General features: G+C 63.1%; 20 protein-coding genes and 1 pseudogene. 2 read left to right on the top strand and 19 right to left on the bottom strand.

All coding sequences use genetic code 11. The annotated features are described in order from the left end of the window. Positions 1-195 precede the first annotated feature (195 nt). Both OG225_RS43005 and OG225_RS43000 read right to left on the bottom strand, forming a co-directional pair. Entirely contained in the window at positions 196-1,080 is an 885-nt protein-coding gene (locus tag OG225_RS43005) for a hypothetical protein (RefSeq protein WP_405183699.1), read from the bottom strand. Then, positions 1,077-2,051 carry a ParA family protein gene (locus OG225_RS43000; RefSeq protein ID WP_331761147.1) on the bottom strand — a complete coding sequence of 325 codons (975 nt, stop codon included), beginning with the start codon at positions 2,049-2,051 and terminating at the stop codon, positions 1,077-1,079. Before OG225_RS43000 ends, OG225_RS43005 begins: the two co-directional genes overlap by 4 nt. A 3,949-nt stretch (positions 2,052-6,000) precedes the next feature. On the opposite strand from OG225_RS43000, the gene OG225_RS42995 reads away from it, so the two are divergent. Then, on the top strand, positions 6,001-6,183 hold the full coding sequence (locus OG225_RS42995; RefSeq protein WP_405183715.1) for a hypothetical protein: 183 nt from the start codon (positions 6,001-6,003) through the stop codon (positions 6,181-6,183). A gap of 512 nt (positions 6,184-6,695) precedes the next feature. Here OG225_RS42995 and OG225_RS42990 read toward each other — a convergent pair. From OG225_RS42990 to OG225_RS42915, 16 genes and pseudogenes are all read right to left on the bottom strand, one after another. Then, positions 6,696-6,914: pseudogene (locus tag OG225_RS42990) on the bottom strand (helix-turn-helix domain-containing protein); the annotation flags it as partial. A gap of 158 nt (positions 6,915-7,072) precedes the next feature. Continuing rightward, on the bottom strand, positions 7,073-7,225 hold the full coding sequence (locus OG225_RS42985; protein ID WP_331761142.1) for a hypothetical protein: 153 nt from the start codon (positions 7,223-7,225) through the stop codon (positions 7,073-7,075). Positions 7,226-7,821: 596 nt separating this feature from the next. Next, entirely contained in the window at positions 7,822-9,765 is a 1,944-nt protein-coding gene (locus tag OG225_RS42980) for a glycosyltransferase (protein ID WP_331761140.1), read from the bottom strand. Positions 9,766-9,892: 127 nt separating this feature from the next. Continuing rightward, positions 9,893-11,218, bottom strand: a complete 1,326-nt coding sequence (locus OG225_RS42975; RefSeq protein ID WP_331761139.1) for a glycosyltransferase — start codon at positions 11,216-11,218, stop codon at positions 9,893-9,895. Continuing rightward, positions 11,218-12,030, bottom strand: a complete 813-nt coding sequence (locus OG225_RS42970; protein WP_331761138.1) for a hypothetical protein — start codon at positions 12,028-12,030, stop codon at positions 11,218-11,220. The genes OG225_RS42975 and OG225_RS42970 overlap by 1 nt, the downstream gene beginning before the upstream one ends. After that, positions 12,027-12,941: a TauD/TfdA family dioxygenase gene (locus tag OG225_RS42965; protein WP_331761137.1), complete on the bottom strand. Its 915-nt coding sequence runs from the start codon at positions 12,939-12,941 to the stop codon at positions 12,027-12,029. The genes OG225_RS42970 and OG225_RS42965 overlap by 4 nt, the downstream gene beginning before the upstream one ends. Beyond that, the gene (locus tag OG225_RS42960) at positions 12,934-13,344 is read right to left on the bottom strand and encodes a hypothetical protein (protein ID WP_331761136.1); all 411 of its coding nucleotides are present in this window, start codon (positions 13,342-13,344) and stop codon (positions 12,934-12,936) included. The genes OG225_RS42965 and OG225_RS42960 overlap by 8 nt, the downstream gene beginning before the upstream one ends. 171 nt (positions 13,345-13,515) lie before the next feature. Next, on the bottom strand, positions 13,516-14,673 hold the full coding sequence (locus OG225_RS42955) for an FAD-dependent oxidoreductase (RefSeq protein ID WP_331761135.1): 1,158 nt from the start codon (positions 14,671-14,673) through the stop codon (positions 13,516-13,518). After that, entirely contained in the window at positions 14,670-15,791 is a 1,122-nt protein-coding gene (locus OG225_RS42950) for a DegT/DnrJ/EryC1/StrS family aminotransferase (RefSeq protein WP_405183698.1), read from the bottom strand. Before OG225_RS42950 ends, OG225_RS42955 begins: the two co-directional genes overlap by 4 nt. 138 nt (positions 15,792-15,929) lie before the next feature. Then, a complete protein-coding gene (locus tag OG225_RS42945) occupies positions 15,930-17,855 on the bottom strand; it encodes a glycosyltransferase (RefSeq protein ID WP_331761130.1) in 1,926 nt (641 codons plus the stop codon). Between the two features lie 288 nt (positions 17,856-18,143). Continuing rightward, positions 18,144-18,638 (bottom strand): hypothetical protein, encoded by a 495-nt coding sequence (locus tag OG225_RS42940; RefSeq protein WP_331761127.1) that lies wholly within the window; start codon positions 18,636-18,638, stop codon positions 18,144-18,146. A 4-nt stretch (positions 18,639-18,642) separates the two neighbouring features. Next, complete coding sequence (locus OG225_RS42935; RefSeq protein WP_331761126.1) at positions 18,643-19,188, bottom strand: AAA family ATPase; 546 nt, start codon at positions 19,186-19,188, stop codon at positions 18,643-18,645. Positions 19,189-19,264: 76 nt separating this feature from the next. Then, positions 19,265-20,101 (bottom strand): SAM-dependent methyltransferase, encoded by an 837-nt coding sequence (locus OG225_RS42930; RefSeq protein WP_405183697.1) that lies wholly within the window; start codon positions 20,099-20,101, stop codon positions 19,265-19,267. Between the two features lie 247 nt (positions 20,102-20,348). Beyond that, positions 20,349-20,744: a hypothetical protein gene (locus OG225_RS42925; RefSeq protein ID WP_331761122.1), complete on the bottom strand. Its 396-nt coding sequence runs from the start codon at positions 20,742-20,744 to the stop codon at positions 20,349-20,351. After that, a complete protein-coding gene (locus OG225_RS42920) occupies positions 20,744-21,994 on the bottom strand; it encodes a cytochrome P450 (RefSeq protein ID WP_331761120.1) in 1,251 nt (416 codons plus the stop codon). The genes OG225_RS42925 and OG225_RS42920 overlap by 1 nt, the downstream gene beginning before the upstream one ends. Before the next feature lie 62 nt (positions 21,995-22,056). Continuing rightward, a complete protein-coding gene (locus tag OG225_RS42915; RefSeq protein WP_331761118.1) occupies positions 22,057-23,367 on the bottom strand; it encodes a cytochrome P450 in 1,311 nt (436 codons plus the stop codon). A 781-nt stretch (positions 23,368-24,148) separates the two neighbouring features. On the opposite strand from OG225_RS42915, the gene OG225_RS42910 reads away from it, so the two are divergent. Further along, positions 24,149-25,477: a helix-turn-helix transcriptional regulator gene (locus tag OG225_RS42910; protein WP_331761271.1), complete on the top strand. Its 1,329-nt coding sequence runs from the start codon at positions 24,149-24,151 to the stop codon at positions 25,475-25,477. Here the strand turns inward: OG225_RS42910 and OG225_RS42905 are convergent. Beyond that, positions 25,464-26,189: an HAD family hydrolase gene (locus OG225_RS42905; protein WP_331761116.1), complete on the bottom strand. Its 726-nt coding sequence runs from the start codon at positions 26,187-26,189 to the stop codon at positions 25,464-25,466. The two genes, OG225_RS42910 and OG225_RS42905, sit on opposite strands and share 14 nt — an antisense overlap. Between the last annotated feature and the right edge of the window lie 154 nt (positions 26,190-26,343).

The following is a 26,343-nucleotide window of genomic DNA, read 5'->3' as shown; positions in this document are numbered from 1 at the left end:
GAGGGGCGCAATCCGCGCTCCCCCTCCCCCGGCCTATTTTCGGCCCAGTCACCGGCGACTCCAGCGGGCACGCGCCGATGTATCACGGCAGTTCCGCTTCGCGGCTCGCGGCTACCAGGTCGGGGTTGAGCCGTCCTTTCCTCCCGGATCGTGAACTATCCATGTGATCTGCCAGCTACATCATGCGTGAATTATCTAGCGCGCCGAAGGTTCGGACGATGACCCCTCGGCCTCGCTGGGGGGCGTAGTGCTAGGCGCGATCTTCCTCGCACGGCGGGTCTTGGTCGTAGGCAGCGGTGGAAGGAAGTAGTCGAGAAGCGCCGAGATGAAGTCGCTCCGACTGGGGAACTCGAACGCATCCGAGACGGCGTCATAGGTGGCCAGTTCCTGCTTGCTGGGCCGGAATGACTGCTGTGCACTGTCTTTCATTCGTCCGCGGGCGACTCGACGCCCAGGAACCGGACCGAGAATGCCGTCCGGGTCGTCATCGTCATCTTCGTCGCTGAGGACTTGGATGCTGTCGAGGCTGGCCAGCATCTGGGCGAATACGTCGGCGCCCTCCTTGCGCGCTGCTGTGAAGGCTCGACGTACGACCAGACCGTTGCTGGGCTCTTTGCCAGTATTGAGCTTGCAATCAGTCTGATAAGCGGTGAACCGCTGCCGGACCGTGGAATTGACGTTAACGAGACAGTCGGTTGCTTCCTGACCGCTCGGGCCGAGGTCGGTCACCGTGACAGTCACAGAACCGATCTCGAACTCTCGGGTGTCCAGATTCACCGCTGCCGGTGCGGGCTTCCGTCGAGGTGGAGTAGTTGTGCGCCTGCTCGTGTTCGAGGTGCGGTCGGGACGATGAACATCAGGGGCTGTCGCTGTCGTCGACTGGCCGCTGTGGGAAGCGCTCTCCTGGCTGGGAACCGATTGCAATTTTTCGCCACCCACCGAAGCATCGGCGGGGCGCGGACTGCGTCTGGTAGGGATAGCGCCCGAAGCAGCAGCCGCGAAACTGCTCAAGGAGTCGTCGGCTGGTAGGCCACCCACACGGGAGTCCGAGTCCTTGTCGTCGTTGGCCTTGCTGCTCATGCTGCGTCCTCTTCCTTGTTCAGGGCCGTCCATGCCTGGAGGAATTCCATGCCCAATGCGCGGTAGTCACTCGCCAGCGACGCGATGGACTTCATCACCGATGGTTCGACCTTCCCCTTGAGTTCATGCATCTCCTGTGGCACCCGTCCGTTTGAGCGGCATGCCACAGCTGCCGCTTCAACATGACGAATGGCCTGCTTGAACACCGGTGCAGCGCCGCCGAGGTCTGCTTCAAGGTTTTGTTTGATCTGCTTCTGCACCAAAGTTGCGCTCGTGTTGGTGGCGAACAGCAGCACACCCAGCAGCCTAATCCGGGGGTTTTGGGCGAGAGCCTGCCCAAATCGACGCGCCACAACGCGGAGGCCCTTGCGAGATGAAGGGTCAGATTTTGATGGAATCATGACCATGTCACCAGCCACGAGTGCCTGGAGTTGCAAGACCTCTGAACCGGGTGCAACGTCAAGGATAATGACGTCGTACTCGTCACGTACTGCGTTGATAGCTGCGGCATACATACACATCCAAGTGTTCTTATCTACCTCGTCATCCATGTATGAGGCGAATCGACGCTGGACGTAGAGTTCTTCAACGATATGTTCGAGTTCTATGCCACCCGGGACTACGAACAAATTGGGTCGCGCCTCGCCGGTCGGAACAAGAGGCACACCATCCAGTATGGCTGATACCTGAGCAGCTCCCCTGTCATCCATAGCAGTACCGGTTATACCGAGATCTTCGCAGTTGTTTCCCTGTTCGTCCATCTCTATGAGCAAGACGCGATTGCCGATAGCAGCCAGATCGTACGCCAGAGCTGCCGAAGTAGACGACTTACCGACTCCTCCCTTGCCATTAACAAGGACAACAACCTTACGGTCTAGAGGAGTGACATCTAGGTGCTTCTGCCTGAGTTCGTGTGCATCTCGTGTTGCACTTAGATCTACAAGGCCGAAGCTAGCTGTGATTGTGGCCATGCATGTGCCTCTCTACCACGTGTTTTGCTGAGCATTGCTCGAGATCATACAGCAAGCGTAGTTCAATGACCTGACAAGACACCCTGCGAAGGGTTCGAGTGCATCTTCATGCTCTAGGTATCTCATGCTTTATCGGTTGACATATCCATCTGAGCATAGAAGTCAGTATCGCAATGGGTTGAGGGCAACGCATCGTATGACACATGGGATCAGATCTAGATGGATACATAGAGTGATGTATCGGATGTCTAATCCGGTAAGGTATAGTGACACGTATAGAACAGCGTGTCGCATGTAGTTATGCTGTGCTGTGAGTGAAGGCTTATTCTGGCGTTCATGCTTGGCGCTATCTGATCGGTAGTGCGCCAGGTGGTCTATTGCGGAGTCATCGACCTCAGTCGCAGTGCGTTCAGATAGTCCAAATTCGCCGTCACAGTGACGTAATTTCCGCAGGTCACCGCATGGATGTGGGCCTATTCTTCCTGACGTTGCGGTTCTGCGCCTCGCATGGTGTCGGCTACTCTCAGGACACGCGTCGCCGAGCAAGTACGGTCCTAGCGCAGCCGAGGGATGTCAGATAAAGGCGAAGAAGTCGCAGCCGCGTGGTCTCCGCAGTCGTCATTGCGGGAGCATCGCCGCCGGAGCCTAGCTTTGCTGATCACTCCTGATCGCCGTTCGCGCGCTGCGGCGAAGACTTATCGCAACACCGTTGTCAGACTGACTCTGACTCAGTCGGCAGAGTGAGTGACATCGAGAGTCGCGGCCAGAGACGGCGTCTCGTATCCGCGCCGCAGTGCTCTCGATGTCCGGTGGAGGATCGGAGCAGATCGGACCAACGGGCGTCCAGGTGCAATGCCAGACAGGGCAGTGAACTGCCCAGGCCTGGGGGTCGGATCGATCGGTTTGCAGGCAGGGTCTAAGTCAGACGATCTCGGCTCCGGGATCGAATAGGGGAGGCGCGGCTGGGGATCGACCAGGAGAAGGTGACTATTGCTCCCCGACCAGCCGATGGCCCACTCATCGAAGGGCAGACCATCTTGGGAAAGGTCGGACCATCCGGCTTTACCTCAACTCGTTGCAATACCGCACGTCGCTGGCGGGGCGCGTCCTCAAATCGATACAGAGTCTCGGTAAGACTGCGTCGGGGGGAAGCCGGGGGAGCCTCGCGGCCTTGCCTCGAGCAGAGCCCCTGTAACCCTCCAGTTCGCTGCCATACGCAGACAACCAATGCGACTGTCGTCGGAGCTGCTCTGGGCAGGCCGCAGTGGGTTGCGATGCCTCCTCCCTCCTTCGTGGCAAGTCGAGAAAGATGAGGCGCCACGAGGGAAGTTGCTTGGGGAGTGCCTGTCGGGAGTCCGCCGCAAAAGCGCAACAGCTGAGTCGTCGTCGGGCTGGTCCGGGCCGGATCGGTTGGACGGCGGCCTCGGTGAGAGGAACTCACATGCGCGATGCGCAGTGTCCGCCGCCATCCGCCACGTCTGGTCGAGATCGGTCTAAAGCCTCGCGTGCGTCAGTCTGTCGCGGGCGACGAACCTGGGTGACAGGGTTGCCAGCCGCTATCGATGTCGAGGTGCTCAAGGACGGGATTCCTCCGGTGTCGGCGACTTGGGAGAGGTGGCCCGGTTCGTGGGGCCGCGCGTTCCGTGTGTACTACTGGCACCGGGACGCGCTCATCAGTGGCGCTCGATAGCTCAGGGGAGCCAGCGTACTTTCACCAAATCGGGCGGCGCGGTCGGAACTGTAAGTGCAAGTGGTGCCAAGGAAGTCGAGTCGATCGCGATCAACGGATGGCACAAGAATTGCGCCGACCGACGCTATCAATCTGTCACAGTGACGAAATTTGGCTATGCCGAACTATCGGAATCGGCGGCAACCCTCGAATCGGCGGCGTGAGGACCGCATAGGCGACTACTCGGGCCGTCTGCTTGGTGTGGGTGTGAACCCATGCCGCGCGCTCGGATTTCATCATCTTCAGCGCCGTGCCCGGTTCCAGTCGATAGGCAGTTCCGGTGATATCGCCGGGCCCGCGCCGGTGCGGTTGGCCTGCTTCACGCGACGGCGCCAATCCGCGTCGGCCAATAGCTCGCCCGAACGCAGTTCCTCAAGCCCGGCAGGCTCGTGATGCTCGCTGCGGACATGTCCCGGTCGAGCCTGCTCGATCTCTGGTATGTGGGACTCGGGTGAGACACGCTCACCGACTGTGCCTTTTACCAGGTAGGAGCCCGATCGCTCGTGGCGAAGACCTCTGTGTCGCCGCCCACGACATCCAGGCGGGAAACGTAGCCGATATATCGTCGATATATCGGCGATATGTCATAACGATCATTATCGGCAAAACACGATGCGTAAAATACGCTGTGCTGCAATAGATTTCGACTACCGATCGAGTCCAGGTCTCCAACATATCGCGCCGAGGACTGCATCGCATCTGGTCGGGCTGACAAGAACTCTCCAACTTCCTGTGAAGTGCCAACATGCGGTCGCCAACTTATATACTCATTGCGTCTGAGACGTTTGTCTGAAATGGTGGATCCCTGGTCTCACCTCAATCGGAGCGGACAGATGAACCCGAATGCCCGCAGAGGGTAATAGGTGGACAAAGGCTGCAAGTCGCCGAGCGTCGCACGGCGGCGTAGATCGCCCGGACCTCTTGGCCCTCGTTCCATGCGGCGACGAGGGAGTGAATTCGGAGCAGGTCTCGATTCGCTAGAGAACGACTAGATCGTCCCAGGTCCATTCTCCGGCTGCGGCACCGTCGGACTCACGCCCGAACCGGTACTCCCCAGCAGGGGGTGTCATTAAGAGATCGATTTGTACGGGGGCCCGGAGCTGGTTACTCAGTGTTTTCTCGAGGTCAGGTCGTCCCAACTCGAGCAGCGCCGCCAGTGCTTCCCTGAACTCGGAGCGGGTGCCGATGGTGATGGCGGGCATGGCCCGCTGCACCAACCCAGGGGTGAGATCGTGCAGATCGGCCCTCCGCAACGCATGCACCAGCCAGGCGACGCTGACCGGCTGGTCGATGGTGGTGGTGGGGACGGCTCGCTCGGCGAGCACACGGGCCAGATCGTGGAAACCGGCCTCCCGCAGCGCCTCCAGCAGCCAGGCGACGCTGCCTGGTCGGTCGATGTTGGCGATGAGGACGGCTTGCGTGGCGAACATGCGGGCCAGATCGTGGAAGTCGGCCTCCCGCAGCGCCTCCAGCAGCCAGGCGACGCTGCCTGGTCGGTCGATGTTGGCGATGAGGACCGCTCGCTCGGCGAGCACACTGGCCAGATCGTGGAAGCCGGCCTCCCGAAATACATATAGGAGAGACGAGACAGTATTTTCGTCGTCAGCCACCCGTTCGATGACCCAATCGGCTGGTCGTCGATCGTTCGGATGAAGCCTGCTCATCAATCTGACCAGGTCGAGAGCACTGGAGGGATCTCCATCTGCGATGGCATCCGCCCACATTTGGGCGGCGTCGCGATACAACCCACGCCCACAGGCGGCATTTCCGAGCCTGGTGCGGTCTTGGACGTGGGCGTGACTGGTGAGGGCTGTCCAGAACGCGATCGGCGGAATGACGTCGGCGCGTGCGGTGCGCGACCGTTGGTAGAGGTAGTCGGCCAATAGGTAAGTCGGTCCGCTACGCGCACCAGCCTGCGCGGCGCGCGTCCGAGGGGTGATCGGTGGGTCGATGATGCGGGCCAATGCCCCGTCGGCGCCCTTGCAGGGGCGCGCGGCCTCGGCGAGGGCCTTCTCGAGCCAGTCACCGTCCGCGGCCACGGTGTTCCATTCCAGGCCGGTCATGTAGGCGTGAGCGGCGTCGGCGAGCAGCCCGTGCGGGAGGGCGTTGCGGTGCCCCATCCGGCGAGCGTCCATGGCGACCTGCACGATCGCCCGTGCAGCGGTGGAGAATTCACGCTCGTAGCGGCGCAGCAGTTCCGGCGCTCCGGCCAGGTACTGGGTGATCCGGCCGTCCTCGGCCCGCTCCCGCGCGAACGCGAACCGCGCATCGAACTCGGCAGCAGCCAGGGAGTCGGGGGCCGCGTCGGTGAACGACACCGGTACCTGGATGACCGTAGTGGTCGCTGAATTCTCCAGCAGATCACGAACCTGGGAGGCGTGCGGGCGGCACAGCGCGGTGTAGAAGGCGCGCCACAGCGTGCCGACCACCAGCACCGGAGCACGCCGGCGGTCGGTGAGCAGTTCCCGCAGCGCGGCCGCGGCGTCTTCGTCGCCGGGCCGGTTGTCCCCGCCGAGGTATTCCTGGGTTTCGTTGAGCCACACGACTGCTCGTGGCCGAACCCGGTCCACGTCGTCGAGCGCGGTGCGGCGGTTGGGGGTCCGGGGATGCCACAACCGCCACCCACCCCGCTCCCGCAACGGCGCCAGGGCTTCCCACAAGGCCCGGGTCTTGCCTGTCGAGGAGTCCCCCAACAGCACCACGAACCGGCTGTCGCCCGCGTCGGCCGCCGCGACGATCTCGGCGAGCGCGCCGTCGTGCGGCCGCGGCACGTAGTGGGTGAGCGTGCCGCGCTGGCCCTCGTCGGTGGTGATCGCCTTGTGCACGCCGAGATCGAACGGATCCAGGTCCGCGGTCAGCGGCTGCCCGACGCCTTCCTCGCTCGCGCGTCGATACGCCCGCTTCCATGCCTCCAACTCGGCGCCCGACACCCGGCACGCGGTGACGATCCGCTGCACCGTCTCCCAGCGCGGCAGCCCGGTGACACCGGTCATCAGATTGCTCAACGTCGTCTTGCCCAGGTGCCCGCCCGCGTCGTCGACGCGGGCGACGACGGTGTCGTAGCTCAAGCCCTCACGGGCGAACAGCGCTTTGAGCGCGGCCCGTAGATCCTGCGGTGTCACCACCGCCGCCATCTCGATCACCATTCCCCTGTCCTCGTATCGAGCTCCGCGCTGGCCGGGCGGGGCGTGCACGTAGGCAACAGTATTGCCACCACCGTGGCCTGGTGGCGTGCGTTCAGGATCGGCCGGCCCGCCAGGAGCAGCGCGGCCGCCATCACGGTGTCGGGTCGTCATTGCCGCTGGTCGCGGTCACGGAGTGCGCGGATCGCCTCGAGCAGCTGCCCGCACGCGCGGACCAGCCCGGTCAAGGCCACCGGGATCCCGGTCGCGGACTGAGCGATGAGAACGAAAGCGCCTATCCAGGCCAGGATTTCGAAGGTCATGATTACTACGATCAGCGCCCTCCCCGTTCGGCCGCACCACCGTTGGCCAACCGAACAGCACCCCGCCTCGACCAGCGACGACACGACAGATTCTGCGCCCGGAACCGAACGCCACCGAACACCGGCAAGACTGGCAAACCACCCATCCAAGCGCAGACATCTCAAATCAGCCGATACCGTGTGGCCGTCGCCATTGAAGCGCGCCGACGGTCCCGCCGCGGCTTGGTCGATCGTGGCCACAACTGCCGCCGAAACTTCGGGGTGCGATACCGCTGATCTGCGGATATGCTACTTAGGCAGGGGTTTGATCGGCGGCCCGCACCCGTCGCCCATCCACCACCGACCCAACCCGCTGCGGGCAGTCGGTCAGGTACCGAACATTAGCGCCTTTCCGCACCGAATGTTCTCTAACGAACATCTGTCCTGAAATGGATGCTCGTACTGGATTTCGACGTCCGTGAGTGCCGACTGGTGAGTGTCAGCACCGCCACATACCGCGTGCCGCGCATGAACTAGGAGGCTGCGCCGATGGTTTCCCATCAGCGACGCTGATACTCCCACCTCTGTCGCCAGATCAATCACCCACGGAACTCGGATCAGTCCGTATCCGTGAGTCCGTACAAACGTGCCCAGTTCTCGCGGCTTGTCAGTTGTGGCGCCGCGTCGCGGTATTGCTGTTGCAGGCGAGGCAGTTCTTTTCGGAGCTGGCGCAGGGTGCGCACCGTACGTTTGAGCAGTTTCGTCGCCTGCGCCTTGTCGCGCTGGCGTACTCGTACCCCCGATTGGGATGCGTCGGTCACTACAGCGTGGTCGAAACGCGAGATGTGCCACCAATGAGCGTCTTCGCGGGTCACACCGATGACACCGTGTTCGGTGCGGCCGAACCACTGGTCGAAGGCCCGCTTGAGGAGGATCAGCAGTGGTCGCGAAGGTTCGCCGCCTGCTCGACGAATGCGGATGTCAGCCGGTCGGATTGCGGCCGGGGACGCGGCAGGTTGTTTGATGGTTTCGGGGTAGGCGGTGCGGGTGGATCGGGAGTCCTGCAACGCCTGGGCGCCGCCGTCGTCCAGGATTCGCGGGCCGCGCAGGAAGTCTTCGATGCCCTGGAGCGTGGTGTGGGCCAGGCCATAGTTCATGGCGACGAGGTATTCGGCGATGCGGCGGAACAGTATGCGCGAGATGGTTTTCGGGTCGAGTTCGGTGTGCAGTACACCGACGATGAGCGAATTGCGGCTGCTGAAGTAGCGTGCCCAGTCGTCGAAGTCTTTCCAGTAGAAGTCGTGATGCCAGACTCCGGCGTTGGCGAGGGTGACAGTGGGGAACCCTGCTGCTCGGGCACGCAGGCCGTATTCGACGTCTTCCCATTGGAAGAAGAACGGCAGCGGCAGTCCGATCTGTTTGACGACCTCGATCGGCACGAGGCAGGTCCACCAGGCGTTGTATGTAGCGTCTACGCGGCGTTCCTGGTTCTTCTTCAGCATGTTGGTGTTGCTCAGTGCTTTGGGCGCTTTGCGGCCGTGCGCCAGCTTGTTCAGGTGCACTTCTTCGGCACCGACGTTGAGGTAGTCGGGGTTGAGCAGGTACAGCATCTGGGCACCGACGAGGGTGGGCTGTGTGGTGAAGTGCGCGAAGGCGCTGACGCGCAGCATCGTTTCCGGTTCGCACAGGATGTCGTCGTCCATGATGATCACGTCGCCGTGCTCGTGGAGGGCCGAGGCTTCGTACAGTCCGCGGGTGAAGCCTGCGGATCCGCCGAGGTTGGGTTGGCGGATGTAGTTCAGTTTGGTGCCGAGCTGGTCTGCGGTCTGGATGAACAGTGGTCGACTGCTGACCAGGTCGGTGCCTTGGTCGGCGACGTAGATGGTGTCGATCAGTTCCAGCACGGCGGCATCGGAGGCCAGTGCCGCGACTGTGGTGGCGCAGTCGTCAGCGCGGTTGCAGGTGCAGGTCACGATCGAAAGGGATCGTTGCCGGGCCGGTGCGGGTGCGGTCCACGCGACATCGGACAGGGCGACCGTGCCGCCAATGGCGTCGACCTCGATCCACAGGGCACCGCCGTCGAGGAATTGATTGAGTCGTGCGCGCATCGTGATCGTCTGTGGTGCGGGATGTTCACCGGGATTGTGGCCGGGGGCGTCGAGGGTGTGAGAGTCGATGATGCGGGGGTGCCCGGCGATATCGGAGGCGAGCAGTCGCACACGCGCCTGGTTGCTCACTTCCAAGCACGCTGATACCTCGATCTCGTCGACGGTGGTCCAGCGCTGCCAGTAGCTGGCCGCGAACCGGCCGAAGTAGGTATTGGTGTGCAGCTTGGCGCCTGCGGAGAGTTTTACCGCGAATCGCTGGCGCGCCGCGCTGCCCTTGACTGCGGCGTACAGCCCGTCGCTGATGTTGGTCGAGGGGCCGGTGAACACTCCTCGCTGCAACACCAGCCTGCCCGCGGCGCGATGCCGGGCTACCAGAGTCGTGGTGGGCCCGTGGTCAGGCGCTGCGGCGATGGCGATGCGTTCGTGGCCGTGTGCTGTCGGTTGGTTCATCATCCGCCTTGGATCGTTGCGTTTGTCGTCGACCGGCCCCGAAGACACCTGAATGGGTCACTGCTGCCGCCCCTGACCGGAGGGGAGGCTACCAGAGATGAAGGCGGCAATCTGAAGAGAAAGACGTCGTCTAGCTGGTCGTTTTCGACGCCGTATGGTCGATTCGGTTTGACTGCGGTGTGCCCTGGGCCAGCTCGGTGAGGAGTTGATCCAGACTGCTTCCCATGCACCGTTCGGCCCGGACCTTGCGGGCGGCGCCCGCGCGAATCCGTGCGGATACCTTTGTCGACATGTCCAGCGCTGTCGTGATTTCTGCGGCAAGCGCGCCGGGGCGATCCGGATCGAACAGCAGCCCGGTCCGGGTGTGCCGGATCTGCTCGGCGAGCCCATCTCGGTCCGATGCGATCACTATCGGCCCCCCATTTGCTGCCAGCAGTGCGGTTTCCTGCGGAACCGCACCAATGGGTTCTCCGCGCGAGGGGCACACGATCGCGGTGACATCCCCACAGCAGGACAGGGCGCGATACAGCTGGCGATCGAAGTGCGGGATCAGGGTGTGGGCGTAGTCGATTTCGGCGAGGCGGCGGGTGATCGCGGTCATGTTCGGGTCGTGACGGTGATTCGGTGAGGTGAGGGCCACCAGACGAAACGGTCGATCGACATGTTGCAGTTCATCGATGAGGATGTCGAGGCCTTTGACCGGATCGACCCGACCGGCGAACGCGATGATCGGCAGGTCACGGGGAATCCGGTGCTCGGCCAACACGGCATCGACTTGAGGTGAGGACAGTGGTGTGTAGTCAGGGCTGGTGAGACTGAGTGAGTGCGGGAACCGCAGCGGCTCGGCGCTGAGCCCGAAATCTCGGCGCAGGTGAGCGGTGAAGAATTCCCCGACGTCGGCGATGTGCACTGCATGTCTGGAGTTGACTTGTTCGATGCACCATCGCTCGGCCGCGAGCCGGTCGGGATTGGGAGTCATGCCGGTGACCAGCACCGAGCTGTACCAGAGGTGGACGAGCTGGATATGTGACCCGAGCCTGACCAGGTGCGCAGACAGCCGTAGGTATACCGCGTCGACGGCGAGCACGATGACCCGGTCGTAGAGGTCGGCGATCGACTCGATCCGCGCGGCTAGCGCTCGACACATCTGATGCCAGGCAGATTCGGACCAGAATTCCTCGGCATGCCAGTCCAACGGCCAGCCATGGGCATCGGATTGTTCGAGTAGCCCTGTTGCCACCGAGTGGGCGTGCTCGTCGAACTCGTACCCGGTCGCGGTCGGACACGTTGCAGGGTAGGCCGCGAAGACCCTCGCGATGTCGTGGCGGTCGAGTATCGCTCGGTTGACTGCTATCTCGTGAAGGAAGGCTTTGGTCTGGGTGCCGATGCCGCTGTGCGCGGAAGTAATCCCGTCGAAAGTCGCGTATACCAGTGCGGTCCTGTCTTTCGTATTCATCAGGTCATCACCACAGGATCGACATAGAAGGGACGAAAACGGGTCGCCACCGGCTGGGTGAGGTGTTGCCACATCGCCACCGGCACCGCACCGCTGATGAGCGCGGCCGCCCGGCGAGCCATTTCATGGTCGGTGTCGTGCACCTTCAGTCGGCATCGGGAGATATCGCGGGACTGAGAGGCCACGGTGGGGTTGTTGATCTGCCAGCGGCTGCCGATCAAATGCCCCTCGCGGAGGCTGTAGGTAGTGATTGGCGACAGCGCGGCCGCATCGCCGCCGACGATCGCGGGTAGCGACAGGGCCAGTATCGGATCGCTACCGTCGGCATCGGTGATGGCTATCGACCATCCGCGCTGGCGATGGGTATTCCAACTTGGCGTTTCGATGTCGAAGCGCGCCTTGAATTTCGGTTCTCCGAAAATCTCGATGCCCGGGGAGATCGCGGCGTCATGATCGCACGCCACATGCAGGGGGAAGAACCCGATCTGCTTGGCTTGATCGTTCCCGCGCAGAAAGTCGTGAACATCGATCGGCACACGGAGAGACCGCTCGGCAGGAACAGCGAGGATGCTCAGCTCCAGCTCGTTGATCACGGCGTCACCGGTGGGGTAGCTCGCGTGATACCGCTGATATGCCACTGCCAGATAGGTTCTACCGCTCAGAACCGCAGGTGCCAGCGATCGCGGCAGGGCCTCGGTGGTCAGGTGCTGGTGGGTGGTGAACAGCGCGGCGCAGCCGGAAAGCGAGGCGTAGTGGAACGGGCTGGCCTCGTCGTCGGGAATCGTGGGCCACGGGTTTGTGGATGTCGTCATCGGTGTGTCTCCTGCCGACCGGTGAGGGCGCCGACTGCCGCGTTGGACGGTCTGGTGGTGAACAGGCCGCGGATCATGCGTCGGGTGCGGGTGTCGGAATTGGTGTAGTCGTGGCGGCCGTGCCCGAGGCGATCGTTGGCGAACAGCACGCCCATCCCCTGTTCGAGGCTGAATTCGACGTAGTACCTCGGATCGCGCTCGCGACGACCGCGGATCATCGTCGCGAGTGCCCGCATCAACGCCAAACCGTCCTCGTCGTCTGGGATCTGCCAGCTGTCGGTAGGTGTCAACGACAGCCGCGTGAGCAGATCTCCGTCGACTGTGCTGAGTCCTGGGCCGATGCTGACAGAGCGCGCCGCGCCCGGCAGGTTCGACACCCGCACCAGGGCATGTGGGTGCATCAGCGCGGCCGCGGCCGCCGGGTCCGAATCGGCCAGCTCGGCGAAGATCGCGGTGGTGTTGACGAAGAACGTGGTGCCACCGCTGTGAGCAGGCTGGACGCACAACAGCAGCGAAGTCTTTACTTCGCCAATGGATTCCAGAGTTCCATCGCTATGAAGAGGCTGCCCCTTGGTCGAGTCGAATGACGGGTGTGCCATCTGGGCAGTTCGGTTGTCAGCGCACATACGTGCTATTCCGTCGCTCATGGCAGCGGTGCCGCGATACAGCGACGGCGTGAAGGTTGGTCCGAGCGCGAGCGCGGCGGCCACCGCGTTGATCGAGTCGTCGGTGACCGTTCGATTCTTGGCCGCGATGAGGCAGATCCCATGCCGCTGATAGCGCGACACGATCTGCGCGCGGGCCTCCGCCGAGATCGCGGTGAATGAATCGACTTCGACGGCGGGCAGTTCCGCCAGGCCAGCGAAAGACGGGATCGTCGATCTGTCGAAGCGGTTCAGAAGGTCATGCATGAGGGTGGTTTCCCCTTCGGTCGGGCGCAGGTCGTGAGCGGTCCTCGGCGCCGTGCCGGATGAAGTGTGAGTCGTGCAGGAAGACCGGAATCGGCTCCTGCGGTTGTAAGTACAGCGAATCCAGCAGCACCCACGCCGAGGAGGCGAATCGGCTCCGGGTGAACGTGCCCGCGTCGGTCAACAGCGGAAGAGGAAGCAGTTCGGCGAGCGTTCGAGGCACATACAGGGTGCGGCGCTGCGGAAGGAACATAGGCACAGCCCCGGCGGCCGTCTCGACCAGGGCCAAATCGGCGGGAACTACGCCGTCGAACGCGGGGGGCAGGCTCGCCAGATCCTCACGTAGCAGCCGCATCCATCGTCGGTCGACCTGCTGAGTGTCGGCCGCGTCGTGGACAGTGATCATGCGTCGCTGATCCCATCCATCCAGGGTGATGCCGGTGCTTGCTCCCTCAGTCGGCAGGCGCCGATGCTCACGCCATTGGTGGCATCGGGTCGCGTGCTGCCAAGTCCATGTCTGCACGGCGCTGTCCTCGTCCGGACTCGCGCATCGTTGAGTCATCATCATCTCCCCTGCTCAGAACCGTGCCGCCACCGAAATAGGATCCGACAGCGCTCGCGTCGGGCAGTACAGGGCGAGGTCGAAATGACTTGTGCCGGTGATGTGGTCGGCGATCACGCGGCCGGTGAGAGGCCCTGCGAGGATGCCGTTGCGGAAATGTCCGGTAGCAATCGAGATCCGCGGATCCCGGCTGGCACCGATCAGCGGTAAGCGATCAGCGGTCTGGGGCCGGAACCCTGCCCACATGTCACTCACCGACCATCGGCCCGCCATCGGGAATGTCCTGCGTACCCGGTCCAGGATGGTCGAGACCACCTCGACGGTGTTCTCGGCGGTCCCCGCGCGGTATTCCTCGCTGGTGCCGCAGATATATTGTCCCGCAGCACGTTCCAGCAGACATCCGCAAGCGCCGACCGGGAGATACAGCACGTCTTGCAGCAGGCCGGGCGGCCCGGCCAGTTCGATGATCTGCCCGCGCACCGGGAACACCGGTACATCGAGACCGAACAGATCGGCGACTTCAGCACTCCAGGCGCCTGCGGCGATCAGTACCCGGTCGCAGTCGAGCACCACATCGTCCGCACACCGCAACCGGATGGTCTCGGTCGAGGTGGAATCGACCCCGACCACCGCTGTGGGAATGACGTCGACTCGACCGGTGCGTCCGAGCGCGTCGTAGACCAGCGGGGCCAGACGTCGTGGGTCGACGACCGCTTCACCGCGCACGTGCATGGCTCCACGGATCAGCGCGGTATCGATACCGATACGACGCAATGCCGGGTCCTGCGGTGCGAGGTAGTCGCAATCGCTGTCCAGCGAGCGTGCCAGCTCGGCGTATCCGGCCAGCGCGGGGGCGCGCTCGTGGAAGTCGAGCACGTAGAAGTCCAGTTCCCGGAACCCTGCGGCGGCGCGAAAGTCGGTGTCTTCGAGCCCGATGCGACGAAGAAAATCGGGATAATAGTTGGCCGCTTCCCGCAGGAAGGACAGCCATTCACGGGGTTCGTAGGTCTCCCATTCGCAGGTAGGGGTGAGCATGCCGACCGCGGCGGAAGTCGCGGTCCCCGCGCGCTGGTCCCCCAGCACCGCCACCCGACATCCTGCTTGGGCCAGATGCCAAGCCGCGCAAGCGCCGATGATCCCGGGCCCGATCACGGCGACGTCAACGGTGATCATGCGGCCCTGCCAGCCAAAGCCACGATGCTGGCGATGGTGTGTGCGACTGACGCGACATCGGTATCGGTGACCGCGGGGCCGGTAGGCAAGCACAGCACGCGCGCCGCGAGCGATTCGGTGTTCGGCAGCGGCTTCGGCGAATGGATGGCCGATTCCGTGCGATAAGGCTCCAGCGCGTGGCATCCCGGCGCGAAGTAGGGCTTGGTATGGATGTTTCGGGCGGCCAGACGCTCGCACAGTTCGTCGCGGCCAATCCCCGCAACGGCGGAGTCCACCTCGATGACGACGTAGTGGTAGTTGCTGGCGGTGCCGTCGCTGGGCTCGCGAACCACGACCCCGGACACACCAGTCAGGTACTCCCGGTAGAGCGTGTGCTTGCGCCGGTTCGCGGCGATGACAGGGCCCAGACTCGGCAGCACCGCCAGCGCCATCGCGGCGGAAATCTCGTGCATCTTCGCGTTGGTGCCGACCGTTGTGAACTTTCCTGACGGGTTGGTACCGAAACTGCGCATCGCTCGCACGCGCTCGGCGATCGCGTCGTCATTGGTGACGACCAAGCCACCCTCGCAGGCACTGACGATCTTCGTCGCGTGCAAACTGATGACCTCCGCCGTACCGAACGTCCCGACCTGCCTGCCGTGATAGGTGACGCCGAGCGCTTGCGCAGAGTCGAGGATCAACGGAATGCCGTAGTCGCTGGCCAGTGCGCTCAATTCCTCGAGCGGACCGACGTTCCCCCATGTAGCCACCGCGCAGATCGCCGAGGTGCGGTCGGTGATCAAAGGCTCCACCGTCGCCGCGGTCACCGTCGCACTGTTCAGCTCGATGTCGGCGAACACCGGGGTCAACCCAATCCAGGTGAAAGCCTGCGCGGTGGCCGGAAACGTGAACGAGGGAACCACGACCTCGCCAGCGAGTTCGCACGCCTTGGCAACCAGCTGGATCGCGGTCGTCGCATTGACGACCGCGATCACATGGGCGGCGCCGAGTACCGCACCCAGCTCGTGTTCGAGACGGCGCAGCAGCGGACCCTGATTGCTCAGCCATCCGTTGTCGAGCGCCTCCCGGATGAGGGCGGTCAGAACATCTAACTGCGGTAGGTTCGGTCGCCCGACCATGATCGGTTCGGTGAACGCCAGACCGTCATCGGCGCTGTCGGTGTATTGCTGCTTTCCAACAGCCAACATCATTTACCTCCAACAGGTTTCATGCTTCACCGAACCGCAGCGAGTGGATCTCCGTCGGCCAGGTCGTAGCTATTCCGGTGGTTGATCAGGGACTGAGTGCGCATCGAACAGGCGCTTCCACTCCGACCGCGAGGTCATGCCGGAATGGGCTGCGCGATAGGCCGTCTGCAACTCGGGGAATCGCGCGTCGAGCTCACGATGCAGCGCCAGCGACTGCCGCAACAGCGCCGCCGCCTTCGCCCGGTCGCGTTTGCGAAACACCACGCCACGACCGTCGGCAGTGGTCACCGTGGCGCCGTCGACCCGGCCCAGCGAGAACCATCGAGCTTCGACAGGGGTGTAGTTCGCTTGCGGTGCTTCATGGTTCGCATCATCAGCAGCGAACAGGTTGCGGCCGACGATCTCGGCGAGTGCCGCGATCTTCGTCAGCGGATTTCGGGGCCCGGTCACGCCGAAGGCCTTGGCCCTGCCCGACGTCGGCGACGGCAGATCAGCGGCCGAGTCCAGGACCATCGCGTCCGGGAAATCGCGTCGCATGCCCCGCACCTTCGGCAGCGCCTCCGACAGCAACTCCCACAGATGGTCAGGGCCCGCCAGGAAGTCACGGATGGCTTCCATCTGGATGTGAACAGTCGAATACTCCAGACAGATCAGATGCTTGACCAACGCCTTTATCGAATCGACCACGATGGGCCGGTGCGGGCCGTCGTGATACAAAGCCGCCACGATCAAGCGATTGCGCAGATGGAAATACGCCTGCCAGTCGATGGCGTCGTCCTTGTCGCTCCAAGCCATGTGCCACACCGCGATACCGGGAACCGACACCGTCCGATGCCCGGCCGCCCGCGCCCGCAACCCGTATTCCACGTCCTCCCACTTGAGGAAGAACGGCAGCGGCTGCCCGATCCGCTCAGCGACCTCACGTGGGATCAGGCACGTCCACCACCCGTTGTAGTCGACATCCACACGGCGATGCAGATTCGCTGAGTTGTCTCGATCCCGCAGCGGATAGCGGGCGAAGTCGTGGTCGTACTCGGAATTCGGCGCTGAGGTCCACATAAACCGACCCCGGTCGACGACCTCGCCCATCGAATGCAGGTGACTGCGCTCCTGCAAATTCAACATCTGACCACCGACGATGATCGGATTGCGCGCATAGCGGCCAAACGCCAGCGCTCGCAGGATCGAATCCGGCTCGATCATGATGTCGTCGTCCATGTAGAGGATGAACGGACTGTCGGTGTTCTCGATCGCCTCGTACATGATTCGCCCGTATCCCCCGGATCCACCGAGGTTGGGTTGGCGAAAGATGCGCAACTTGTCACCGAGCGCTTCGGCCGCCACATCGAATCCTGGTTCCCTGCTGACGAGCCTGTCGCCCTGGTCGGGCACCAGCACCACATCGATCACCTCGGCGACCTGCGGGTCACTCGACAACGCCATCAGCGTCGCCACTGCGTCGGCGGGTCGGTTGAATGTCGGCATTCCGACAGCGACGCGCCGGGTCTGCATCCCGTCAGGTGGGTCGATCGGCGAGTACCAGCCCGCCGACAGCACCGTCACCTCGGTCTCGGTAGTCAGATCGAACCAGATCCAGCCCCCGTCCTCGAACGGTGCCAGATCGATCTCGGCCTCGAAGACACCTTTCCCGGACTCGTCCGGCGTGACGAAATCCCCGAGCACCGCTATCCGCGAACCGTCGGCCTTGGACCGGTACACATCGACTCGGCAGGCACCGCGCACCTCGACTCGCACGACCACCGACGGCAGCACCGACCACCGGCGCCAGTACGCCGCGGCGAAGGCATTGAAGTACGTCTCGAACGACACTTCCGACTCCGCCGACACCAGAACCGAAGTCCGGCTGAGTGCGTGCGCCCGCCCGGGATTCGATTCCGCCTCCACCTGGTACAGCGCCCGCACATCCAACGGCTCTCCAGGCCGAGGGAATATCACGCGCTGCAACAATTCGATGCCCTGCCGATGAACGCTCATAGTCCTCTTTCCCCAGTTCACTGGTCCAACTCGGATGCTCGCGACACTACGAGACCGCTACCGCACGCAAATACCTAGCCGAATGAGGTCAGGTCGACGCTCAACCGACCACGCTCCCGACCGCTCCGTCCGTGGAACAGGCGGCGGATCACGCGCAGATTGTCGGCTACTCCAACGGGAGATGTCAACTTGAAAGCTGTTGTAGTGCAATACATTTGGATACTCCATGACAATTGATCGGTGCCGTGCAGCTTGGCGTGCACGAATGCCCCGAATTGGGAATTACTGCTACGTATCCTGTGTATCCACCTCCCCAGGCCGGGAGGTTCGCGCGAGGTCCACATCGGCGGTGGGTAACTCGATCCGGCCGATCTCGGCGAGCACTTGCTCCGGCAGTGGTCGGAATCCAGCCCATGGTGGAATCAGCCAGCGCCTGTCTGTTCGGCGTGGGCCGGGGAGGGCGACAACCGCGTCGGGCATGATGATGCGGGCCTTCGTCGCGGTCAGTTCCGGGCGCCAACGTGCCCGCAGATCAGGCGAGACCGGACCGGTCAGCATGATCCAACCAATATCGTCGACAACGATCACAGGACCGGGCTCGACGAGCTGATCGTGTACCTTTTGCCCCACCTCCTCTGGCATGAACACCCCGCCGATGGTCGACCACCGGCGCAGCACAATGTCGAGGCTTTCCTGCAAGACAACGCAGTCCAGAAAGCAAATCGTGCGATACCGATGAGCTTCCGCCATGACCTTGTCGGGCCCGCTTGATGGTGGCGACATCCACTCACCTCCTCGCCTGGACTAGCCGGTCGCGAGCCGCGGCCGCGACTTTCTCAGCGACTCGACGCGGGCTCAGATCGGAGGTGTCCACGATCAGTTCGGCCTCGGCCGCCATCCACTCTCGACGGGCCTCGATGTAGCTGGGCATGTGTTCCAGGCGCCAGCCGGCCGCGCGGTGCAGTAGGTCGTCTCCACAGATCCGTCGTCGCACTGTGTCGGGCGAAGCCTCCAAGAGGACATGAAGCACCGGATGACCGAGAATGCGAAAGCCCTCAGCGATCTCGTGCCAGTACTGCCGCACCAGCACGGTCTGCGCTATCACCAGGTGCTGACTGGCCTCCCGGGCGATCACATCGGCGACCATCGGTGTGAGCGTCCGCCAGGCTGGCAGATGCTGAAAGTCGTCGTATCCGAAATCCTGCAACTGCGACAGGACCAGAAAACCGACCTTTTCCGGCTCGAACCGATGCCACGTAGCATCGAAATCGGCCAAAGCGTCGGCGCTGGTCGACTTTCCTACGCCGTAGGGACCGTTCAGCCAGATGATCACCGCCAGCTCCTGTCTCGAGCGGAATCACGGCGGCCACCTCGAGCCTGCTGGCACCGACCGCGAATATGCACGGAAGTCATCGCAGCCTCCCCACTGCGGCCAAACAGAACTCACTGACCGCCGGATCCCAGCCGAAGCCCGCCCCGGCCACCCCGGCTCGCTCCACATTCGGACGCCAGCGGTGCACGGGGACCAATCCGGGCCGTATCAGGTCGAAGCCGGACACGAGTCCGGCGATCTCCTCCGCTGAGCGAGGCCACAACGCGATCCCGCCATGGCGGTAGATATCGCGCGCTTCGTGGACCATCTTGGTTTCCACGTCGTCGGTGATGTGGCTCATCACCACATACGACCCGGGCGGAAGGATTGCGGTGACCGCGTCGATCACCGCACGGGGGTCGGCGATGAACTCGGCGACGAACCCGAGGCAAATCGCCACCGGCTCGATGAGGTCCACCGTCGCGCTGATCTCTCGTACGATCGTGTCGGTATCGGTCAGATCCGCGTGCACGAACTCGGCGCAAGAGCCCGCGAGTAGGGCGCGCCCGTGCGCGGCCACGACCGCATCGCTGTCCACGTACACGGTGCGTGCGCCAGGAAGCACCCTGCCCGCGATCTCGTGCAGATTCGGTGCGCACGGATATCCGGCACCGAGCTCGACGAACTGGAAGATCCCGAATTCGGCCGCCAGATCGTGCACCGCGCGCAGCAGAAACATTCGGGCCGCTCGCGCGCCCAGCTGGAAAGCGGGGGCCTCCTTGACCAGGCGTGCACCGAGAAGCTGGTCGACCTCGTAGGAATCCTTACCGGCGCCGAGCAGGTAATCGTGCACCCGCCCGCAGTGAGGGCGAAGGGGATCATGTGCGGTGAGCGCTTCGGCCCTTGCCCTGGCCGACATCGCATATCGGCTCATCTGGTCTCACCTTCCACACCGGGACCGCGAAAGCGCGGTGACCCCCGACGCGAATCGCGGCTGCTGACCAGCGCGCATCTGTATCGGGGCGAGTACGCCGCGACCCGGGCCACGTCGGTGTGTCGCTCTGACGGTGAGGGCACCGATCCCATCCAGGTACCGTGCCCTTTCGGGGTGTCCAGTTTCGTACAACGCGGGCCGGATCTGTTGTGGTGAAGAGGCATCCGAACGTTGTGTGGTGCCCCGCTCATCCGGTCTCATCCGGTTGGCGGCGCTCCGCTGCTTCCCCGCCGTCATCGACGTACGCCTGGAAGTCCTCGCCGACAGCGGCATTCACAGCCTTGACGTGCTCGATCGCTATCGACCGGCTTTCGGCGTTACCCCGACCTGCACGTATCAGCTCGGCGAGCGCGAGATCGAGTCCTTGCGCAAATCCTGCCTGGTCGTCGTTGTTGCTGGCCTCGAGTGCGAGGATGAGCTTCCCGGTGTATTCCGTGCCGAATTCATCGATCAGCCGATCGATCGTTGCCTGGGCCCGTGGCAGGGAGACCCCCTCCCTGCTGTACACAGTTGGTCTCGCCGCCGACAGCTCGGAGTGGCCGTTGGCGACGATGTTGGGTGTGGGGGGTGTTGGTGGTGGCACTATTGCGCCTTCACAGGTGTGGGGATGCGGGTGAGGTGGGTTGGTAGTTGTTGGTGGCCGATGCTGATGAAGCTGTTCAGGGTTTCGAGGTCTTGGGGCTCGGCGAGTGTGAGGTGGGGGAATCTGGTGAACAGGGCGGGGAGCGCGGTCGTGGCTTCGAGGCAGGCCAGGCCGGCGCCGAGGCAGTAGTGCGGGCCGTAGCCGAAGCTCAGGTGTTCGATGCTCGGCCTGCTGGGGTCGAATTCGTCGACGGTGGTGCCGGGCCGACGACGGTTGGCGGCGGCGATCGCGGCGATGATCGGATCGCCCGCTTTGATCTGCTGGCCCGCGACGTCGACATCGATATCGGTGATCGCGTAGCGCAGCGGCAGATTCGCCACCGGCGGCGCGAATCGCAGGGTCTCCTCGACCAGACGCGGCCATTCGACGGTGCCCGCGTGGAGTTGGGCTCGGAGTTCGGGGCGGGTGGAGACTTCGTAGATGGCTTGGTCGAGCAGGTTGACCGTGGTCTCGAATCCGGCGGTGATGACCAGCAGCAGGGTGTGGACCAGTTCTTCCTCGCTGAGCCGGTCGCCTTCGTCGCGGTGGTTGATGAGCAGGCTGGTCATGTCATCGCCGGGCTGGGCGCGGCGTAGCGCCACGAGGGTGGTCAGCAACTCCAGCATCTCGGTGAGGGTGAGGGCCGGATCGCGTTGCGGGAGTGTGGAGAAGATCTCCTCGACGCAGACCCGCAGGCGTGGTTGGAGACGGTCGGGTACTCCCATCAGTTCGGTGATCACCCGCAACGGCACCTGGGCGGCGTATTGCTCTCGCAGGTCGACCACCGATCCCGACGGGTGTTCGGCGAGCTCGTCGAGCAGTTCGCCGACGATGCGGTCGATCTGGGGTTGCAGCGCGGTGACCCGGCGGGCGGTGAACGCGGGCCCGACGAGTTTGCGTAGCCGCGTGTGGTCTTCACCGTGGGCGGTGAACATGTTGCGCACCGACACCCACGTGATCAGCGTCCAGTCCGGTGGGACCTCGCCCGCGAGGAAAGCGGGCCAGTGCCGGTAGCTGTCCTTGGACACCCGCTCGTCGGCGAACAAGGACTTGAGCAGGTCGGAAGTGGTAATCGCCCAGGCACGTATCCCGCCGGGCAACACGACCGGGACCAGCGGCCCACGCTCACGCAACAGAGCGGCTTCACCACGAATATCGGTACCGGTGGCATCGAGCACGTACGGCTCGAGGACGGATTGCAGATCGGTCATACCAGGACTCCAAATGCGGAAGGCGATCAGAAAATGCGCGATAGAACAGTTCGGTTGAACGGTCAGCGGCGGGCGCGCCGCGCGGTCAGCGGATCGAAGACGACCGGAAGGGCCTTGAGCGCGCGATGGAAAGGCCCAGACCGCCACACCAATTGCTCGGGGCGGCAGGCGAGTCGGAGATCGGGCAAGTGATCGAACAACTCGTCGATAGCGTCGGCGGCGCATTGATAGGCGATGTCGCGGGCCGGGCAGTCATGGTCGCCCGTCGAGAACGACAGATGCGAGACGTTGCGGGAGTAGTCGATGTAGCCGGTGGCATCGGGGGGACGGGTGACGCGGGGGTCGGTGTTGCAGGCCGCCATGCTGATGAGCACCGGCTGGTCCGCAGGCAAGATGACACCATCGACGTGGACCGGATGACGGGGATACCGGACACACAGATTGGCCAGCGGCGAATCACGGGACAAGACCTCGTCCAGAGCGTTTTTGGTCGTGCACGCGCCACTCACGACCTCTCCACCGAAACGCGGATCGGTCACGACCAACCAGCCGGTGTTGGCCACCAAGTGTTGGAAGGGCTCGATACCCGCCGCATACATGGTCAAGACCTGCTCACGTATTTCCTGCTCGCTCATATCGCCCGCGTGCTGAATCAGCCTGGTCGTGACGTCACTACCCGGCTTGGCACGTTTGAGGTCGATCAGCGCACCCAGCGCGGCATCGAGGATCGCGTCGACCCGCTGGGGGTCGGGGACAGCCTCGAACATCATCGCGAAGCCCGCGGCAAGCTCAGCACCGATATCCGGCGGGCAGCCCATTATCTCGTTGATCGTTCTGAACGCCAGCGGGCCCGCGTAGTCCGCGACCAGGTCCATCTCGCCGTTGGCTGCGACCGCATCGATGAGCGTGCTGCCGTGTTTGGCGACGGTTTTGTGCAATTCGTGCAGGTTCACCGCTTTCAGCGCGGCGTTGGTGGCCTTGCGGTACCTGAGATGGTCGTACCCGTCGCTACGCAACGCGTTGTCCCTGTCTCCCATCATCGGCAGGACCGGGCACTCCGGGTCCATCGTGGCCTGCCACCTACTCGGATCGGCCCGAAAGCGATCCGAGTCGTGCAGGATCTGCACCCCACGACCCCACCCGATCACCAACGTCGCCATGACACCCGGTGCCAACTCGACCCGGGCGAAATCCGGATGGTGGCGGCGCATTTCGGCGTAGAAGCGGTGCGGATCGCGCGCAAACGCCCGCGAATGCAGCGCGAAGAAAGGACCGTCCAGGCCGCTCGGTCCGGATTGCTGTCTGACCGTTCCTCCCGCCGAGGCCGACAGGGTGACACGGTGCGTGGGCGGTGGAGGGGCCGTAGTGGCCATGGAGCGTGTCCTTCTCTACGACTGTTTGCGATCCAGTCGGCGTCTCAACGCAATGCGTCTGGTGAGCACCGGAACCGAGAAATCGCGGCTGTTCAACACTCTTTGCAGATCAGTGCGCCGGGATGGGACCGGCACCATCCCGAACCGGATGCTTGCAGTGACGGTAGGAGCCGCCGAATGCCTGCGGTGATGGGATATCGATGATCCGGATTCGGATATACGGAAACTTGTATATTGTTCCGGCGGAGCTCATTTCGAGGCCCGATTGCGGTGCGGTTCGGTCGACAATGGAGACGTTGGCTGGCGCTGTTAGCTCTAGGCCGTTCGGCTCGGACTCCGGCTGATGGGGTCTCGTCGAGGCCAGCGAGGTGCCTGGTTGCGACGGTGCGGAAGGTGCCGATGGGCAATGACTGGAATGCCTGAAATCTGTAGTGAGGCATTTGATTTCTCCCGGCGGCGAGGACATCGAAGTCGACCCGCCGCCGGGAGGCTTGGAGCATTGGGCGTAGGGCTGGCCGGTGGTTCCCGGCGTACTGCACGGAGTCGCGGCGTTGCCTGGCTCGTCCGACCTCCACGTGTCGGTGACGCGTCAGCCGAGGATTTGCCACCTCGGGCTCTGGTTGCCATCGTTCGGTCTCCGCTCGGTACCTGTCAGCTCGTCCTATTGCTCAGCTCTCAGGAAACTGGCTGCCTACACTGATCAGAAAGGTGGCAACTCGCGGGAACGAGATTTGCCATACCCGTGGGGTACGTAAATCGATCCAAACGTGGAGGGGCATTGGTGACAGGTCTGACCGAACCGGACCGGCAACCGGCGGCCATCGCGAACCGTTTGGCGCGTGAAATCAAGCGGCGGCGCCTCGGGGCGGGCCTCAGCCAGCGCAAGTTGGCCGCCCAGATCGGTTACACACGCCAGTACGTGTCCATGTGTGAATGGGAGGATGCCAGCCTTCCTTCGGCGGAATTGGTTGCGGCGATAGACACAGCAGTCGGCGCGAACGGCGAACTGGTCTCGATGCGCGCCGAAGCGCCCGACAGACGTCACCGATCTCGGCGAATATCGACCGAGTTGGTGGCGGCGTCCGAACGCGGCCCGGCGGCTGCGGTTCAGTCGACGGCTGTGGTGGCTGCTGAACTGGATCTCGATCGGGCGTTTGATGCTGAGTTGGCCACGTCATTTCTCCGGTCGCGCTCGGTGTCGGAGGCGACAATCGACAGCTTCACCGCAGTCACGAATCTCCTCGCCGGTCAGCGGCAGAGTATTGCGCCCGATGCACTGATAGGGCCAATAGAAGCGCATCGGGACGCTGTTGCCACACTGTTCCGCGCTGCCACAAATGAGCGTGTCAAACAGCAGGTCGGAGCTCTCCTAGGGGAGACTTCTGTTGTCGCAAGCCGCGTTTGGAGCGCCGTAGGCGACAGGTCGATGGCTCTGACCCATTGCGCGTTCGCCCGCAAGCTTGCAGACCAGCTGCAAGACAGGGCAATGAGTGGAATTGCGCGAATATTTGAGAGCAATCTACGGTCCGACGCTGCAACGTTGATCAGCTCGGATGGCGATGTGGTGATCGGACTGCGGATTCTCAAGGAAGCCGCTGAGTTCGCTGATTGTCTACCACCCGCCGCACGAGCCCGAATCGGCGCGGAGCAAGCACAGGCATACGCAGTACTCGAGCTGCGGGAAGAATGCGAAGAAGCGCTCATGCGCGCCCAACGAGCCGCTGAATATATCTCCGAGGGTGACCGCACAGGATTATTCAGCGACTGGAACACGACACGAATTCAGGTGTATGTAGGCACTAGTCAGCTCCTGCTCAACGAGCCCAAGAGGGCGATCGCTGCTCTCAGTTCAGCTTTGAACACCAAAATGGGCGACAGCCCCAATGTCGAACTTGCCGCGCGCGTTGACCTCGCCAGCGCATACACGCTATCCGGTGAGCTAGAAGAGGGTTGCAGGATTCTTGGAGACGCATACGGCGCCCTGGCGGCGATGGGGAATCATCGCGGAATCGAGCGCGCGAACCGAGCCATCGAGAGGATGTCCCCCTGGCGGAATGAACGGCCGGTACTGGCGATGAGGGAAAAGATCGGCAGTCTCAGTTCCTGCTGATGGTGCCGATTATCGACTCGATGGCCTGTACCGTCGTATCGGGGTCTAGCCAATCAATGATCGAATCAGGCGAGTGTTGCGACAATTCGGCGCGCGTTACTCTGTGAGTGACAGCAATGACTCTAAATCCAGCGTGTCGTGCGGTTGCTATATCGTTGGGTGCATCACCGATGATGATCGTTCGCGTGGGGTCAACTGCTTCTCCATATTTTTCGAAGAATCGACCGGACACGACGGCAGGCAGTTCAAATCTGTCTCGAGCATCTGAACCAAAGCCGCCGATATTCAGATCGAGGTGAGGATCCAGGCCTGCCACTCTAAGTTTGAATTCCGCAGCGACGCGCAAATTTCCAGTCAGCGCGGTCTGTACGAACCCACTTTCTGCCAGGGCGGCGATAGTGTCGGCCGCGCCAGGATATGCAGGCTGGTCCCGTGCAAGTTCGTCCTCTCCGCGGGACATGACATCTACCAACTCGACACTGAATCTTTCTAGTCCGCTTTCTGCCAATGCAGCGGAAATTCCAGACGCGATTGCAGTATCAATAACTATGGACTCGTCGGTATAGCCGTGGACGCGTGCAGGAGGGAAAACCACTTCAGACTCCTCGAGACCGTATGTCCGTGCGACGGCCCTGCGCAGCCAACGCAAGTCCGCAGGAATCAAAGTGCCATCAACATCCCAAATAACGAGTCCCTTGTATGCCGCAACCATGCCTACGGATTCTTCCAGACACCACCGTTTACCGCAGTGCGCACCCCGATGGAACCGGAGCACCAGTGGGGTGATCAGGTGTCCTTGACGGCAAATTCTGCCGTGACGGTAGGTGCACGGCCGTCGACTAGATGATTGAGCTCGCAGTGCCCCG

This window comes from Nocardia sp. NBC_01377 (assembly GCF_045040005.1).
Lineage (GTDB): Bacteria > Actinomycetota > Actinomycetes > Mycobacteriales > Mycobacteriaceae > Nocardia > Nocardia noduli.
The sequence above is the reverse complement of the archived record's forward strand: the minus strand, read 5'-3'. Positions and strand labels throughout refer to the sequence as shown.